This is a genomic window from Marinicrinis sediminis (assembly GCF_042685085.1).
Classification (GTDB): domain Bacteria; phylum Bacillota; class Bacilli; order Paenibacillales; family KCTC-33676; genus Marinicrinis; species Marinicrinis sediminis.
In genome coordinates this window covers 1-16723 of sequence record NZ_JBHUMM010000015.1, presented here as the reverse complement: position 1 = coordinate 16723, position 16723 = coordinate 1, and the positions used below count along the sequence as shown (strand labels likewise).

Genomic DNA, 16723 nt, shown 5'->3' with positions numbered 1-16723 from the left:
TTATGCAGCTTAAACTTAATCAGTATCTTAAAATTAACGAATTTTTAGTTGCAGACCTTCAGCAAGAAGTAATTGTTGATTCAAAATTTAAAACACTTGTGTATACCGATATCTTGACCAAAGACTATAAAGGAAACAACGCTTTTACAATACCTTGTAAAGTTGCCCAAGCAAATAGTCTTCAAATGGAGGATATTATAAAAGATAATTACTGCGTGGTGATGGAAATTGAAGCACTCGATACAGAGTAAAAGATATAAAGTTGTTCATGTCACGACTGAGCTATCAAAATACTGTATAGGCGGAATAGGTACAGTATTAGACAGTTTGTATGAGAATAGAAATCAGGATGAATTATTTGTTTTTGTTCATCCTGATGGAATGCAAAAGAATTTTTATGAATTTGACGATGATGTGATTGTAATGAGTATTTCCGAATTTCTAGACATACACAATCCTTTACCGTTTGAAGCTGATACGGTTTACGTACATAATTACAACTTGTTTGAAATGCATAGATTTGATAAGAGTACAAAACTGATTTATGTCATCCATTCTTTGATTCCAGTTGAAATGACCTTTGTAAATACTTATGGAGATCGTGAAGAAAAAAATTTTTGGAAAGCAGTAAATATTGCTGATGAGTTAGTGGTTGTTTCAAATTCTGAAAAATCTACGCTAGAAAAGATCATGGGTAATGTAGGATACTCACCGAAGAAAATAACGGTGATTTATAACGGTGTATCACAACAGGAGATAATAAAAAAAGATTACAATATGAAAAATGGTGTAATCGGGTATATTGGAAGACTTGATTATCGCAAAGGGGTTTTTCAATCAGTAAAAGAATGGAAAGACATAGAAGACTTTAAACTTATACTGGCCTGTGGTGGTGTAGGTAGTTTTCCTCCATATTACTCAAATAAACTTTCTAATACGATTGAATCTTATGCAAAAAACAAAGTATTCCCTATAGGTTTGGTAAGTAACGAAAGGAAAAAAGATTTCTTTAGAAAAGTAGATGCCCTAATTGTACCATCCCTATATGAACCTTTTGGCATGACGGTAGTAGAAGGTATTGTTAATGGCTTGCCTATACTTGCTACTCGGTACGGTGGAGTAAAAGAAATACTGGGCAAGGACTACCCTTTATATTTTGACCCGTGTAAAAAAGGTGATTTAAAAAGGGTGATTGCCCTCTATAAGTCGATGAGTTCAATCGAGATACGCAAATTAGTAGAAAGAAATATTGAAAGAGTTTCTTTGTTTTCAGAGGAAATAATGATTAGTAAATACAGAGGTGAGACTTAAAAAAATGATTATCGTGTTTGATTCAAACGGCAATAAATTGTGGGCTACAAACTCTTCGAGCGAAGTTTTTCAACACATCGATTACAATGAAATTATAGATTGGGATTCTGTGGACAGTGTTACTCAAGAAAGTAGAGATTCACTAATCGTATACAGAGCTACAAATGAAGAAGCAGAAAGTATACTAGCATCAAGTCATTACGAAGCAGTCATTACAAATGGACAAGTGGAGCAGTTAGTTTACTATAAAAATATTGTTGCTGTTGTAGAAAATCATATGATCACTGCTTCTGGAACAGATACAGCTAAAATAACAGTTACATGTGAGAGCGATATAGACCAGCTTATACACATGGTGTACGATGATCAAATTATAGATACTCAGTCAACTGTCAATGGCACGGTTGATTTTTTTGTTTCTGTTGAAGAACTGACTTATCTACACATATATTTAAGAGCTGATGACTTTAGATATGGTGAAAGTTTAGTCATTATACAGGGGGTGTAATCAATGTCGTTGATCCCTTCAAAAGAAGGTAACGTTATACGATTCGGTCATGATATAGCTATAACAAAAGCAAAAAGAATTGCGTACCTGAGTGAAATTTGTGAACAAGAGATTTGTAAAGGATTTATTTCGAGCGTGAATGGTCATCATTATAAAACTGACCGCGATGATCAGATCAATTTTATTGGTCAAAAAGATGTACTCTCCGACAATCCTCAGATTGAGTCGCTATTCTGGAAAACACAAGATGCAGGATATGTGGAGATTACGAGAGCTGAATTTTTCACTATCTATCAAGAAGGTTTTATGCATAAGGACAGACTGATCCGTAAGTTCGGAACTTTAAGAAATTCGGTCAATTTGGCGAGTTCAAAAGCTGAGATTGAATCAGTTGTGTGGGATGAAAATGGAGTATAAAGATTGTACTCGATTAAAAACTGGCGACATCGTATTTGTTAGAGGAAAAACTTTCTTGTCTAGGATAATTAGATTTTTTGATAGGGGCGAATTTAGTCATGTTGCCATCGCCCTTTCTCCTACACACATATTAGAGTCGCAGTATTTAGTTAATGTAAGGATTGCGCCTTTCCAATATAAAGACTTTGAAGTTGTCAGATTAAATCTTGCTGAAAAACAACGTAATTTAATCATTAGCAATGGAATACAAATGGTTGGTAGAAAATACGATTATATGCGCATACTAGGGCACATATTAAAGCGTCCTTTTAACTCTATCTCTAAATTAATTTGCTCAGAGGTCATCGAGGAATTGTTAGTATCAGTTAAATGGATGTCAAAAGATGACACTGGTAGAACACCCAACGAGCTTTACATCAAGCTGAATCAGATAGATAAAAGTGGGAGAAGTAAGTGATTCGCATAAAAATAGGAGATACATATTATTCAATTATCGAGGGTGTGAAGATATGAGTGACCGTAGTTATGAAATATTACAAATAAAAATAGATGGTATTGAAAACGAACTAAGTGACTTTAAGGAAGAAGTAAGAAGTCAGCTAACAGAAGTGAAACACAGAGATGAGACGATACGTGAAGTTACGGCTGCATTAAGGGAAAATGTTGTTCGGTTAACTGTAATAGCCGAAAAGCAGGATGAAAAACTTGATTTAATCTCAGAAAACCAGAATCACAAATTAGATACGATAAAGAAAGAGATTAACGAGATCAAGTTAAATTTAAACAACTCCGACAGTTCAGATGATAATAAATGGTATAGAGGTATGATCGAAAACAGCGGTTCGTTCATTATGAAGCTTTTAGTTGTTGCATTGTCAATTTTGTTTGGTGCAAAATTTAGCGATTTTTTTAAATAATAAATTTGGAGGTATGTAATTATGGATTGGAACAGACTGAAGGATAAAGGAACTCTCATTGCAATAGGCTCAAAAATCGTATTGATTATTCAGGTGATGGCTGTGCTGCTAGGATTTAAAATTGAAGATGAAACTGTGAAAAATGCTGTAATTGTTTTTGATGCGTTTTTAGCAGTGCTTGTTTTAATGGGTATCGTTAATGATCCTAATCCACAAGAAGAAAAGAAAACTTTTAAACTCAAATAAAAAAGACGATACAATACAGATGCCCCATGCTTTGAGTACAAATGTAAGATCGTCTCTATTATAGAATCAAGTATAACAATTTATTTGTCAAGCTATAAATGGAATGAAAATAGAAATTACACCCATTTTGTCGTATAATAGAAATAGAAAAATATTGTTAGAATGATCAAAATGGGGTCGGTTTGGTTGAAGAAGAAAGTAGTAAAGTCATTGAAAAGCTCTGTGCAATATTTTGCTAATATTAAAACGCATTTTCGAAGTTCGTGGGGTCAATTATTAATTCTAATTTTCTCAGTTACGCTTGCGTTTCCTAGTGTTCAAATGTTCATGACAAGTCATTGGTATATAACTAGTTTACTGTTCATTACTATCATTATTTCATGGATTCAATCAATGGATCAATCTGTAAATCACACTGTTTTAAAAGATGAGCATGAAGTGTTGACTGAGGAAAGAGATGTGTTGAGAAGAGAGCTTCAAACGACTCCTGAGAGAATGATAAAGGCGCTCTTCGAATATTTCGAATTTGGTTATAATGAGAGAATATCGATCTACAGATATGAAGAGGCGTACTTCGTACCTGTGGGAAGATATGCAAAAAATAAAGAGTTCAAAAAGAGTGGGAGAAAAAAGTATCCTTGCACAGAAGGATTTATAAGTAATGCTTGGCATAATGGAGAATTTAATATTGAAAATTTGCCTCATCCAAGAAAAGCCAGACAGAGTTATATAAAAGCGGTATTAAATACTTGTTCTATTGAAGTTGCCACATTAGAAAAAATGAAAATGAAAAGCAGACACTTTTATTGCAAAAACTTAGATAATATAAATAATGATCCAATCGCTGTGATTGTATTCGAATCGACTAACGAAAAAATTCCTGTAGATATCGAAGAGATAAAGGAAGTGTTAGACAGCTCAATTGGACAATTGCTTGCAGGAACAATTAAAGCAAACTTGCCTTTAGGGAAGGAGTGAGAACCGTGGATAACATAAATTATGCGATTAGATATCTTGTATTGAATTATCCTTACAAAGACGAACTTTCAAAAACGCGATTAACGAAAATGGTATATCTGGCTGATTGGAAAAGTGCCCAAAAGCATCATACTCAAATTACTAATATAAAGTGGAGATTTTATCATTTCGGGCCTTTTGTAAATGACGTGTTCAAAGCTGCCCAAAAAGACAGTAAGCTACTTGTTCTAGACGATTTTTCAATGTACGGGACTGTAAAAAAGGTTATTTCAATCAAAGGTAAACAAAACGAAGCAAGTCTAAGGCTAGATAAATTGACTCTTAGAGAATGTTCAATTTTAGACGATATCATCAATGAAACAAAATACCTTAACTGGTCTGAATTTATTGATTATGTTTATGACACTTATCCAATTAAAACGCAAAGAAGGTACGGTATTCTTGATCTTATTTCTTTAGCAGGTGAAGAAAAATATAACAGATGACATGAATCTACTCATTTATTTAGGTTTCCAGACTTTGAAAAGAAAAAGAGTATCTATATATCTATCGATCACATCTCACACATTTTGAGGTGTGATTTTTTTGTTTAATTTTCAATATAAAAACTGGAGGAGAAAAAAATATATGAAAATTGTAATAGACGCTGGTCATGGTAAAGAAACATCGGGAAAAAGATCGCCTGATGGGACTTTAAGAGAATATTATTTTAATTCGGATGTTGCAACAAAGGTAAAAGAGCAACTTTCCCATTTTGAAGATGTAGAGATTATTTTTACTCATTCAGATAGTCGAGATGTCCCTTTGCAGGAACGTACTGATCACGCAAACAAGATCGGAGCAGATTTGTTTGTTTCCATACATGCTAATGCAATTGGTTCAGGCGAATGGAATAGTGTAGCAGGTATTGAGACGTTTGTTTATAAGAAATCATATACGCAATCATTGAGGCTGGCTGAAAGTATTCAGAATGTGCTAATTAAAGAAACTGGACGTAAAAATCGTGGGGTTAAAGAAGCAAACTTTCATGTACTTAGAGAAACAAGTATGCCGAGTGTTTTGGTTGAATGTGAATTTATGACCAATCGTGAAGCATGTGAATTGCTAAAGAGTGATTCTTATCGAGGAAAATGTGCGAATGCAATAACAAAGGGAATTGTTGACACTTATAATTTGAAACGAAAAAAGCAAAAAAGTGAGGACAAAATTGTGAATTCTGTAAAGATTGATTTGTTTAACAACGGCAAAAAAGAAACAGTAAATGGATATTTGATTGACGGTAAAACCTATATCGAATTGCGTGAAACTGGTGAGTTTTTCGGTGCGAAAGTTGGTTGGGATAATACAAATAAGCGCGCTAGTTTGAGTAAATAATACCCCTATTTATTGGATAAAATCATGTGAAAATAGGCCTGTCTGGTGAATAACTGGTCGGGCTTTTTATATTGGAGGAAAATAAATGGATAGAAAAACAATTAAAAGACTGCGTGATTTACCTGATCCTGTAACAGCAAGAGAAATTCAAGAATTTTTAGGTATAAGTAAAAATAGTGCTCACAATTTACTCAATGAAAATCAATTCCATGTACTTAGAGTGGGTAAGTTAAAATTTGCTCCAAAACAAAGTTTTGTAAAATGGTACTTGGGGGCTTGATGAGTATGGAAATGAGTATGAATTGTGATAATATTATACTAGATGAAATGACCACCTATCCTGATCACACTCTTGGGACGGTGGATAAATAATGCCAGTATACAAAGATGAGAAATTGAAGACGTACTTCTACGTATTTTATACGGGAAAGGACTTGATAACTGGTAAACCAAAACGTGTTAAAAAAAGAGGATTTGCAACCGAAAAAGAAGCGAATAAAGCGATGATAAAAGCGATGAATGACTTTAATGAAGGTGATTATATTGAGCCTTCAAAGAAGAAACTAGGTGATTACCTAGTAAACGTATGGTTACCACTACGTAAGGATTTAGGCCGTGCGACCGTGATTGTATATGAAGGTTATATCAAGAACCAGATAATCAATAGTGGTTTTGGTGAGAATCAACTTTCCAAACTTACGTCAAACCATATTCAAGCTTTTATAATCTTGCTTAGAAAAACACTTTCTGAGAATACAGTCAAGCGAGTGTATAGTTTACTAAGAAGTTCACTTCAAGATGCTGTGACAATGAAATTAATAAAAGAGAATCCAGCGACAACAATAGTTGGAAAACCCAAGTACGAGCAACCAGAAATTCAAGTGTGGAATAAAGATGAGTGTAGGATTTTCCTTGATAGCATTATTGGGAGAAGCCGTTACAGTTTAGCCATACGTTTAGCGTTATTTACCGGTATGAGACAAGGAGAAGTACTAGGACTTAGGTGGAAAGCGATAGATTTTGACAACAAGATGATTAGCATCACACATACAGCAAGTCATGATGGTAAGGAAATTCGCAGTAAAACAAAGACCAAATCAAGTCGAAGGTCAATTCCGATTGACGAAGAGACACTTAAGGAATTGGTACGTCACAGGAAATTAATCAACGAAGAACGAAAAACAGTTCCAGATTATCAGGACAATGATTTAGTTTTTTGTACATCAACGGGCAGGATCTGCACACCACGAAATCTAATGAGAGCATTTTATGACTTTTTAAAAGAGAATAAAGTCCCTAAAATTAGATTTCATGATCTCCGACATACTCATGCAACATTACTACTTAGATCAGGAATTAATCCTAAAATTGTATCTGAGCGTCTGGGACATTCAAGTGTGAAGATAACCTTGGACACATACTCTCATATGCTACCAGATATACAGGAAAAAGCTGTTGAAAGTATGAATTTGCTGCTTAATTAGTGGTGCTAAATGTGGTGTTATGTATGGTGCTATACACTCAAGAAGACAGCTTAAACTATATGAGACACATTAATCCTAAATATGATTTAAACCCTTGATACTACTGGGTTTGTTGAGACTAAATGATACTGCTTAAGACTGAATTACACACCATATTCACAATTGACAGGGTGGAGGTCACTGGTTCGAACCCAGTACAGGTCATATCACAAAATTGCTCTAAACCCTTGTATATCAAGGGTTTTTTGTTTTTCTAAATTCCTGTTTCAATTTGATATCTTATCTTTTTAACTTTTTGGGGGCAAATCAGGGGGCAAGATTATCTGTGCAAAACTTTTGCATTAGAGAAACTAATTGTATAACATAAGAGATTTAACGAAAAAAACATTATAAAGTAGCTCACTTGTGATGAAGTGCTCCTTGTCAAGTGGACAGTTTTTTTAAAAAAATTAGTTTTAATACCTCAGTTCGTATTATCAGAGCTGAGGTATCTTGTTATGCAACTCACTTGTATTCGTTGGGTGACAATCCGTCTAAACGCTCTGTATTGCGATAGTTGTTAAAATAGTAGATATATTTGTTTACGTCTTGACTCAAAGCGGTCATTCGCAAGATGCGACCGAACTATGTGAAAGCCCCGAAATCCATGTCGATGGAGAATTTGATGATATTAGATATTTAGTACGGATGACTTTTTTTCTCGTCAAATAAACTGGCATAGGAAAATGGTCAACTGAAGCGATTGCTAGGTGATAAAGATCTGGAGATTGCGATTCTACGTGACCTTATAAAAAAGAAGAACTCTTCGTTACTGAAAAAATTGAAGTAGCCGACAATGGATAAACAAAGGATACTAATATATGATGAGAGATGATTTCTGTCGAAAAAAGGAAATATAGCTAGCTTTATAGAAGTAAGTACTTTGGATTAAAACTTATTATCTAGAGAAGTTAGTTGGAAGTCTGGAAGATAAGTTATGAGTGAATATATCGGAATTAAAGGAACAGGCTGGAATTACATAAAAGTATTAGCTCGCCTTGGAAAACGCCAACCTGTAATTATGGAAAGCTTATAATATATACAGGGAAAGGAAGGAGCTTATGGGAACAAGAAATCTATCTGAAGAAGATATCAAAGCTAGATACATTACCCCCGCGATTACTGAGGCTGGCTGGGACATAAAGAAACAAGTAAGGCTGGAGTATGCTTTTACTGCCGGTAGGATCATCCTTCGTGGAAATATTACTGCTAGAGGGAAAAAGAAAAGGGCAGACTATGTTCTTTTTTACAAAAACAATTTTCCCTTAGCCATCGTGGAAGCCAAAGACAATAACCATCCTGTAGGCGCAGGACTACAACAAGCTATTGGCTATGCCAAGGATCTTGATGTAGATTATGTTTATGCATCTAATGGGGATGGTTTTGTAGAACAGAATTTAATTACGGGTGAGGTAAAAGAACTGAAGCTTGAGGAGTTTCCATCACCGGAGGAACTATATCAGCGATATTTAATCGATAAAAATATCAATAAGGCTGAAGAAAAAGTTATGCTTGAGCCTTATTACTATGTCCCCAATTATAAGGCACCTCGTTATTATCAACGAGTAGCCATTAATAGAACGGTCGATGCGGTAGCAAAAGGGCAGGATCGTGTCCTATTAGTGAGTGCCACAGGAACCGGTAAAACATTTATGACCTTTCAGATTATCTACAGGCTGTGGAAGTCTGGTTTAAAGAAAAAGATTCTATTCTTGGCAGACAGAAATGTTTTAGTCGATCAGACCATTTCCGGAGACTTTAAACCATTTAGTGGAAAGATGACGAAGGTACAGAATAGAAATCTTGATAGTTCATATGAAATCTATCTGGCTTTGTACCAGCAGCTTGCTGGTGATGATGGCGAAGAGGCTTTCCGTCAGTTCCAACCGAACTTTTTTGATCTCATTGTCATTGACGAGTGCCATAGAGGAAGTTCAAAAGAGGAATCTGCATGGCGAAAGATTCTCGACTATTTCTCATTAGCTGCTCACATTGGATGTACAGCCACCCCGATTGAAACAAAAGAAGCATCCAGCTTCACTTATTTTGGAGAGCCTATTTATGAGTATTCGTTGAAACAGGGTATTGATGATGGCTTCTTAGCACCTTATAAGGTTATAAGAATTGGATTAGATAAAGACCTTGAAGGTTACCGACCGGAAGTCGGTAAAGTGGATAAACATGGATACGAAATTGAAGATCGAGAATACAATGTGAAAGATTATGATAGAACTTTGGTGATTGATGATCGAACCCGAGTAATAGCATCAAAAATTACTGAATTTCTAAAGAAGACAGACCGTTACAGTAAGACCATTGTCTTTTGTGTGGATATAGAACACGCTGAGCGGATGCGACAGGCACTTATTAATGAAAATAAAGACCTGTATACAGAAAATAATCGATACATCATGCGTATTACCGGTGACAACGATGAAGGCAAAGCTCAACTGGAAAACTTCATTGATGAAGAAAGTTCTTATCCAGTGATTGCAGTAACCAGTAAGCTCATGACTACCGGTGTGGATGCGAAAATGTGTAAGTTAATTGTGTTGGATAATAACATCAACAGCATGACTGAGTTCAAACAAATTATTGGTCGGGGTACACGGCTGCTTGAAGAATACGGTAAGACTTATTTCACCATCATGGATTTTCGCAATGCCAGCCGTCTTTTTGCTGATCCTGCATTCGATGGCAGACCAGAAGTGGTTATTGACCTTGATGGGAATGATCCGGTGGATGAGCCTGAAGCAGAAACAGAAGAAGGCAATGAAGGCTATGATCAAAATGATAGCAATGATAGTGTGAATGAAACCAAAGGTGATTACAACACAGGAGGAACGGGTGCCTTTGATGATGACGGTGATGATAAGCCTCGCAAATATTATATAGGGGATGTTACCGTTAGAGTTCTTTCAGAAAGAGTTCAATATGTCGATAAGGATGGAAAGCTCATCACTGAAAGTCTAATTGACTACACAAAGAAAAATATCCTACAGCAGTATTCAAGATTAGATGACTTCCTAAGAACATGGACAGAAGCGGAGAAAAAACAAGCCATCATTGATGAATTACAGGATGATGGTGTGCTTCTCGATGCAGTAAGAGAAGAACTCGGTAGAACAGAGCTGGATGATTTTGATTTGATTTGTCACATTGCTTATGATAAACCACCGCTCACGAAAAAAGAACGTGCAGACAATGTGAAGAAACGACACTATCTGTATAAGTATTCTGATGTAGCTCAGCAAGTTATTGAGACACTACTTGATAAATATGCTATTGATGGCATTAAAGAAATTGAAGATACAAAGGTGCTTCAACTTAAAGAGTTTGCAAAAATCGGTAGTCCGATGAAAATAGTCAAAGCCTTTGGGGGAAAAGAAGCTTATCTGAAGGCGGTACAGGAATTAGAAAACGAGATTTATTACGCTTAACTAAAAAGAGTAGACAAGGCAGGTAAATGAGATGGCAATTAGCAACTTTGTGAAACGAATTCAAGATGTTATGCGAAATGACTCGGGTGTTAATGGAGATGCCCAGCGAATTGAACAAATCGTGTGGATTCTGTTCTTGAAAATATATGATGCTAAAGAAGAAGCATGGGAACTTTATGATGACAACTATAAGTCCATCATCCCAGGCGGATTCAAATGGAGAGACTGGGCAGTAGACAGGAAAGATGGAGAAGCCTTAACCGGTGATGCACTGCTTGATTTTGTTAACAACAAACTATTCCCAACACTTAAAAATCTTGAAATTGATGAAGAAACACCAATGGGTCAAGTCATTGTAAAATATGCATTTGAAGATGCCAATAACTATCAGAAAGATGGTGTTCTTCTTCGTCAAGTGATTAATATCATTGATGAAATCGACTTTACAGAATATAAAGAACGCCATGAATTCGGTGCAATCTATGAATCGTTCCTTAAGGACTTACAGAGTGCAGGGAATGCCGGTGAGTTCTACACACCAAGAGCTGTCACAGACTTTATGGTTGAAGTGGTTAAACCGATATTAGGTGAAAAAATCGGAGACTTCGCTTGTGGTACAGGAGGCTTCTTAACATCTGCCTTAAATGCACTGGATAAACAAGTAGGTAACTCTCTTGAAAATAGAGAAATCTATAATCGATCAGTATATGGCGTTGAGAAGAAATCATTGCCACATATGCTTTGTGTTACCAATATGCTAATTCATGATATTGATGATCCTAACATCCTACATGGGAATGCATTAGAGGTAGATTATAAAGAACTTCGTAAAATGGAGCCTTTTGATGTGATTTTGATGAATCCGCCTTATGGAGGAAGTGAAAAGGAGAGCGTCAAAGTCAACTTCCCAATGGAACTGAGAAGTTCTGAAACAGCTGACTTATTTATGAATGTGATTATGTATCGTCTTAAGAAAAATGGGAGAGCAGCAGTTATCTTGCCAGACGGATTCTTGTTTGGTACAGATAATGCCAAATTTAATATTAAGAAGAAGCTATTCAGTGAGTTTAATCTTCACACTGTAATTAGAATGCCACATAGTGTCTTTGCACCATATACATCCATCAGAACGAACATCTTGTTCTTTGATAATACTCAACCGACAGAAGAGACCTGGTTCTATCGTGTGGATATGCCAGAAGGGTATAAGAACTTCTCTAAGACCAGACCTATGAAGTTGGAACATTTCAACGAAGCCCTGGCATGGTGGGATAGTCGGGAAGAAATCGAAGTGGATGGTTTCCATAAGGCAAAGAAATATTCCATTAGTGAAATTGAAGATAGAAGCTATAATATTGACTTGTGCGGCTTCCCTCATGAGGAAGAAGTGATCCTAGAACCACTGGACTTGATTTTAGAGTATCAAGAAAAACGAGCTTCTCTTAATACTGAAATCGATCATGTATTAGACCAGATTACTTCTATGCTTGGAGGTAATTAGAATGAATGGACAGGACTTAAAAAAGAGTATTCTCCAGTTAGCCATTCAAGGCAAGTTGGTAGAACAAAGAGAAGAAGAAGGAACAGCGAAAGAATTACTGGAGCATATCGAGGTAGAAAAAGAGAAACTGATAAAAGACGGAAAGATTAAGAAGCAGAAAAAGCTTCCTGAGATATCGGAAGATGAGATTCCATTTGACATTCCTGAGAGTTGGGAATGGGATAGATTAGGTAATGTGCTTCAAATTATTAATGGTGACAGAGGAAAAAACTACCCTTCAAAAGATAAATTAATAAATAAAGGTATTCCGTTTATTAGTGCTTTGAATATTGAAAACCAATCAATTTCAGAAGAAAAACTATTATACATGAATGAGGAACAATATGAAAAACTGGGTAGTGGGAAACTAATACTAGGGGATTTAGTACTTTGTATAAGAGGCTCACTTGGGAAAAATGGGCGATATCCATTTGAAAGAGGTGCTATTGCGTCTTCCTTAGTTATTCTTAGAAGTTATATGCAGGAAGAAACCTATTATTCATTTATTACTAAATACCTTAATTCAGGTTTGTTTAACAATGAAGTATTAAAATATAATAATGGAACAGCTCAACCTAATTTAGGTGCTAGAGACCTAGCGAAATTTTTAATCCCCGTTCCCCCACTCGAAGAACAAAAACGTATCGTAGCAAAGATCGAAGAGTTAATGCCTTATGTGGAAAAATACAATAAAGCATATTCTGAAGTGGAGGAACTGAATAAAAAGTTCCCGGAGGATATGCAAAAGTCCATTTTGCAATATGCGATCCAAGGTAAGCTGGTAGAACAGCGAGAAGAAGAGGGAACTGCTGAAGAATTGTATCAGCGGATTCAAGAAGAAAAGACAAGGCTGGTTAAGGAAGGTAAGATTAAAAAGGAAAAACAATTAGCCCCCATTTTAGAAGAAAAAATTCGATTTGATATTCCAGAGAGTTGGAAATGGGTATCGATAGGGCAAGTATGTTCTAATATAACGTATGGCACTTCAAAAAAATCCTCCAAAGAAGGGAAGATAGCTGTATTAAGAATGGGCAATCTTCAAGGCGGTATAATCGATTACAGTAAATTGGTTTATAGTTCAGATGACGAAGATATCAAAAAATATAAAGTGGAGAAAAATGATTTATTATTTAATCGTACTAATAGTCGTGAGCTTGTTGGAAAAACAGCGATATATAAGAGTGAACTACCAGCAATATATGCTGGTTATTTAGTTAGAATTACCCCGGTTTTAGTATGTAGTGATTATATAAATTTTGTTATGCAATCAAATTATTACTGGCGATATTGTCAAAGTGTAAGATCAGATGCGATTGGACAATCGAATATAAACGCAGAAAAACTAAAAAGTTTTGTTTTCCCCCTCCCTCCACTTGAAGAACAGAAACGAATTGTAGAGAAGATTGAAGAACTGCTACCATTCACCAAGCAGCTCGTTAAGTAGAATAATCGGGGTATCTTTAGGGAGAGTGAAGTCTCTAAAACAACTAGCAGCTGGAGATAAAGGATCATACGAAGACGATGTATATTTCGGTTAGAGGAGCAATAGAACAACGGCAGATCTGAAATATGAAATAATAAAGCATATCTGCGTATTATCTGATGGTCCTAAGGGTTGTAAAAAGGAGCTTAACCTAATCAGCTGGAATGATGGTGAACCTAAATACGATATTCGTGAATTTTAATGCTCCCATAGACTGAGACACGGGAGAGTGATAAATAAGTTATAATGAGACTATGGAAAAACGGAATCGATATACCTCAGAATTCAAGACAAAGGTTGTGCTGGAAGTCTTGCAAGAGCAGCAGACGGTAAACGAAATCGCTGCAAAATACGAAATCAGCCCTGTGATGATAAGCCGATGGAAAGGCGAATTTATGGAACGTGCTTCCACTGTGTTTGACAAAAAGACAAGTGAAGTAGACAAGATGAAAAAGGAGTATGAAAGCAAGCAAGAGCATCTAGAGAAGCTGGTAGGCCAACTCACGGTAGAGGTCGACTGGCTCAAAAAAAAATCTGGCCTCAAATAAACCTTTAGAAGTACGAAAAAATATGGTGGAGCGTGGTCATGCCCGCATCCATATGAAACGTCAATGCAAATTGCTCAGCATCAATCGCACCAGCATGTATCGTAAACCAAAGAAGAAGCAACCAAGTGATGTCAACATTCAGCTCATGCATCTCATCGATGAAATCTACACGAGACATCCCTACTTTGGCTATCGAAGAATGACCGCTTGCCTACAGGAGCGCGGATTTAGTGTCAATGTAAAACGTGTCCGCCGTCTGATGAAGATCATGGGGCTGGAAGCGATCTATCCCAAACCTAATTTGAGCAAGCGACTACATGCGAAATATTGCCGTCCTTATTTGCTACGGGGTTTGACCATTGATCGTCCTAACCAGGTCTGGGGAGTAGATATTACGTATCTTCGGATGGGCAAGGGCTTTATGTATCTGTTCAACATCATCGATTGGTATAGTCGCAAAGTGATCGATTACGAGCTGTCTAGTACCTTAGAAAAAGGCTTTGTCATAAAGTGTTTAAAACGAGCGTTCAGCCGCTGCAAGCCTGAGATCATGAACAGTGATCAAGGCGCTCACTTTACGAATCCAGCCTATCTAGATCTCCTTCAAAAAGAAGGGATTCAAGTGTCGATGGATGGCAAAGGAAGGGCGACAGATAACAGCCGAACAGAGCGTTATTTCAGATCACTCAAGTATGAGTGCATTTATTTGAATGAATTCGAAAACCCTCGCGCATTGCGCAAAGGGATTGCTCAATATGTCCAATTTTATAATGAAGAGCGTCCTCACCAATCTTTGGACTATGCAAAGCCGCATCAATTCTATGCCCATAGGGTTGAGAATGTGGCATCCTGATTTACCAGATTACAAGAATGGAGGACATAACTTATTCATTAGAATTTTGTGTCTTGACAATGGGGAGCATTACACAGTTCCAACACCCTCAGATTTTTTTCTGAGGGTATTTGTATAGGGGGAATAATGTAGAATAAAAGAGGGATTTGTTTACATTTGTAGAAATTATTTGTATTTTTTGAGGCTACTTTTACAGATTTCGGAGGTTTAACAATGGCTCTTCGCTCTATCAGGTGGGTTAACAAGACTATCTCTTACCGCTATCAAGAAAATCTCACATGGGAAGCCCTCAAGAATAACGCTTGACCGCTGTCCGATCCATGTGAGGCTGGGCAACTAAGCGGTAAGGATTAGTATGCTCGACGGGTCGCGAGCTCTGGAATACGCAGCTTGTTAGCGGTCATGTACACCATGGAGATCAAGTTATCTACATTACGGTAGCCACGTGCCCTACGCTTAGCGGCTTGAACCAGCCCGTTTATGCTTTCCAGCAGTCCATTTGTCATTTTGGAATGGAACCATCGGAGAATACTCTCTTTATGCTGTTTCATTGTTTTAGCCACTTGTACCATTGGTGGTAATTGGGAGCGCGTAGCCCAACCCATCCATTCCTGCAGGTACATATCTGCAAAGATGTGCCGAACATGCCAGAATTCCTGTATGGCCAGTTTTAGACGATACGCACGTCCTGTCTGCAAATGTCCGTCCTTGAGGCGCTCCAAAGTGTTCTTTTGTTCTTCGTTTAACTTGTTTCCGTTTTTCAACCAGATATATTTGCTTTTCTTGAGTTCCGGATGCTGTTTCTGCTCAGCAATGCGCACATCATCAACCGCTTCATTAACCAACTTCATGATGTGGAATTTATCGAATGTAATCTGTGCTTGTGGGAAGGAGTCCTGGATGCCTCGAATGTAGGCCGGAGACATGTCGCAACACACTTCCTCAACTTGTGCGGCATCCCTGCCTTTTCCAGCCAGGAACGCCTTGAAGGAGGCGAGTGTATCCATCCCTTTTCCTTCTGTTGCGAATAGAACCATCTTTGTATCGACATCCACAAAAAGGGTGATGTATCGGTGTCCACGACGGGAGGAGGTTTCATCAACGGCTATGCGCTTTACTTTGCTCATATTGACACTCGACATCGCCTTATCCACGTAGTGATGTAAGATACGCCACATCCGGGTAACGTGTTCACGCAGTTCCCGTGCAGCAGCATTTACAGGCATCTCAGCCATCCATCGCATGGCCCAAGCTTCAAATTGGTGGGTAAAATGAGAAAGGGGTCGAGACCACGGAACGGGTACCTGTGTCACCTTTTTACCTGCTTTTGTGTTGCTGCATGTTTCGCATTTTACTCGCGGTACACGCGCATGCATATAGGTTTTCCAGTTCCAGAAGTCCAGATGCCTCCATTTTTTTGTTTCCGTATCATGGACGGCACAGGGTTGGGCGCAGGAGGGGAGTCTGTAAACTAGATTGTGTAAACTCCTAAATCTATTAAAATAGAGGTAGGAGAAAGGTTGGGATCTACACATGGGATTATGGACGAAAGAGCAGCTTCGCGCATTCATCAAAGAAAATAAGT

General features: G+C 37.2%; 18 protein-coding genes. 16 read left to right on the top strand and 2 right to left on the bottom strand.

Going from position 1 to position 16723, the window contains the following annotated elements:
* The first annotated feature begins 2 nt into the window (after positions 1 to 2).
* From ACFSUC_RS09300 to ACFSUC_RS09245, 12 genes are all read left to right on the top strand, one after another.
* Positions 3 to 251, top strand: a complete 249-nt coding sequence (locus ACFSUC_RS09300; protein WP_379929277.1) for a hypothetical protein — start codon at positions 3 to 5, stop codon at positions 249 to 251.
* Positions 229 to 1311: a glycosyltransferase family 4 protein gene (locus tag ACFSUC_RS09295; protein WP_379929276.1), complete on the top strand. Its 1083-nt coding sequence runs from the start codon at positions 229 to 231 to the stop codon at positions 1309 to 1311. Before ACFSUC_RS09300 ends, ACFSUC_RS09295 begins: the two co-directional genes overlap by 23 nt.
* A gap of 4 nt (positions 1312 to 1315) precedes the next feature.
* A complete protein-coding gene (locus ACFSUC_RS09290; RefSeq protein ID WP_379929275.1) occupies positions 1316 to 1819 on the top strand; it encodes a hypothetical protein in 504 nt (167 codons plus the stop codon).
* Between the two features lie 3 nt (positions 1820 to 1822).
* Positions 1823 to 2236, top strand: coding sequence for a DUF4376 domain-containing protein (locus tag ACFSUC_RS09285; RefSeq protein ID WP_379929274.1), 414 nt, complete (start codon positions 1823 to 1825; stop codon positions 2234 to 2236).
* Positions 2226 to 2693, top strand: a complete 468-nt coding sequence (locus tag ACFSUC_RS09280; RefSeq protein ID WP_379929273.1) for a hypothetical protein — start codon at positions 2226 to 2228, stop codon at positions 2691 to 2693. Before ACFSUC_RS09285 ends, ACFSUC_RS09280 begins: the two co-directional genes overlap by 11 nt.
* Positions 2694 to 2745: 52 nt before the next feature.
* Entirely contained in the window at positions 2746 to 3153 is a 408-nt protein-coding gene (locus tag ACFSUC_RS09275) for a hypothetical protein (RefSeq protein ID WP_379929272.1), read from the top strand.
* A gap of 21 nt (positions 3154 to 3174) precedes the next feature.
* Positions 3175 to 3399, top strand: coding sequence for a phage holin (locus tag ACFSUC_RS09270; RefSeq protein WP_379929271.1), 225 nt, complete (start codon positions 3175 to 3177; stop codon positions 3397 to 3399).
* A 186-nt stretch (positions 3400 to 3585) separates the two neighbouring features.
* Complete coding sequence (locus ACFSUC_RS09265) at positions 3586 to 4377, top strand: hypothetical protein (RefSeq protein ID WP_379929270.1); 792 nt, start codon at positions 3586 to 3588, stop codon at positions 4375 to 4377.
* 5 nt (positions 4378 to 4382) lie between these two features.
* A complete protein-coding gene (locus ACFSUC_RS09260) occupies positions 4383 to 4862 on the top strand; it encodes a Panacea domain-containing protein (RefSeq protein WP_379929269.1) in 480 nt (159 codons plus the stop codon).
* A 142-nt stretch (positions 4863 to 5004) separates the two neighbouring features.
* On the top strand, positions 5005 to 5751 hold the full coding sequence (locus tag ACFSUC_RS09255) for an N-acetylmuramoyl-L-alanine amidase (protein ID WP_379929268.1): 747 nt from the start codon (positions 5005 to 5007) through the stop codon (positions 5749 to 5751).
* Between the two features lie 85 nt (positions 5752 to 5836).
* Positions 5837 to 6031, top strand: coding sequence for a DNA-binding protein (locus ACFSUC_RS09250; protein WP_379929267.1), 195 nt, complete (start codon positions 5837 to 5839; stop codon positions 6029 to 6031).
* Between the two features lie 91 nt (positions 6032 to 6122).
* Entirely contained in the window at positions 6123 to 7235 is a 1113-nt protein-coding gene (locus ACFSUC_RS09245) for a site-specific integrase (RefSeq protein WP_379929266.1), read from the top strand.
* Positions 7236 to 7739: 504 nt separating this feature from the next.
* Here ACFSUC_RS09245 and ACFSUC_RS09240 read toward each other — a convergent pair.
* Entirely contained in the window at positions 7740 to 7841 is a 102-nt protein-coding gene (locus ACFSUC_RS09240; protein ID WP_379929265.1) for an IS3 family transposase, read from the bottom strand.
* A gap of 494 nt (positions 7842 to 8335) precedes the next feature.
* Between ACFSUC_RS09240 and hsdR the strand changes: the two genes are divergently transcribed.
* The 4 genes from hsdR to ACFSUC_RS09220 all read left to right on the top strand — a co-directional run bounded on the left by hsdR (position 8336) and on the right by ACFSUC_RS09220 (position 15138).
* Positions 8336 to 10714: an EcoAI/FtnUII family type I restriction enzme subunit R gene (gene hsdR / locus ACFSUC_RS09235; protein WP_379929264.1), complete on the top strand. Its 2379-nt coding sequence runs from the start codon at positions 8336 to 8338 to the stop codon at positions 10712 to 10714.
* 31 nt (positions 10715 to 10745) lie between these two features.
* Positions 10746 to 12215, top strand: a complete 1470-nt coding sequence (locus ACFSUC_RS09230; protein ID WP_379929263.1) for a class I SAM-dependent DNA methyltransferase — start codon at positions 10746 to 10748, stop codon at positions 12213 to 12215.
* A gap of 1 nt (position 12216) precedes the next feature.
* On the top strand, positions 12217 to 13698 hold the full coding sequence (locus tag ACFSUC_RS09225) for a restriction endonuclease subunit S (RefSeq protein ID WP_379929262.1): 1482 nt from the start codon (positions 12217 to 12219) through the stop codon (positions 13696 to 13698).
* Positions 13699 to 13991: 293 nt separating this feature from the next.
* A protein-coding gene (locus tag ACFSUC_RS09220) for an IS3 family transposase (protein ID WP_449288689.1) occupies positions 13992 to 15138 on the top strand; the annotation gives its coding sequence in 2 pieces (ribosomal slippage) (positions 13992 to 14263 and positions 14262 to 15138; 1149 coding nt in all).
* A 350-nt stretch (positions 15139 to 15488) separates the two neighbouring features.
* Here the strand turns inward: ACFSUC_RS09220 and ACFSUC_RS09215 are convergent.
* Positions 15489 to 16673, bottom strand: a complete 1185-nt coding sequence (locus ACFSUC_RS09215) for an ISL3 family transposase (protein WP_379929301.1) — start codon at positions 16671 to 16673, stop codon at positions 15489 to 15491.
* Positions 16674 to 16723 lie beyond the last annotated feature (50 nt).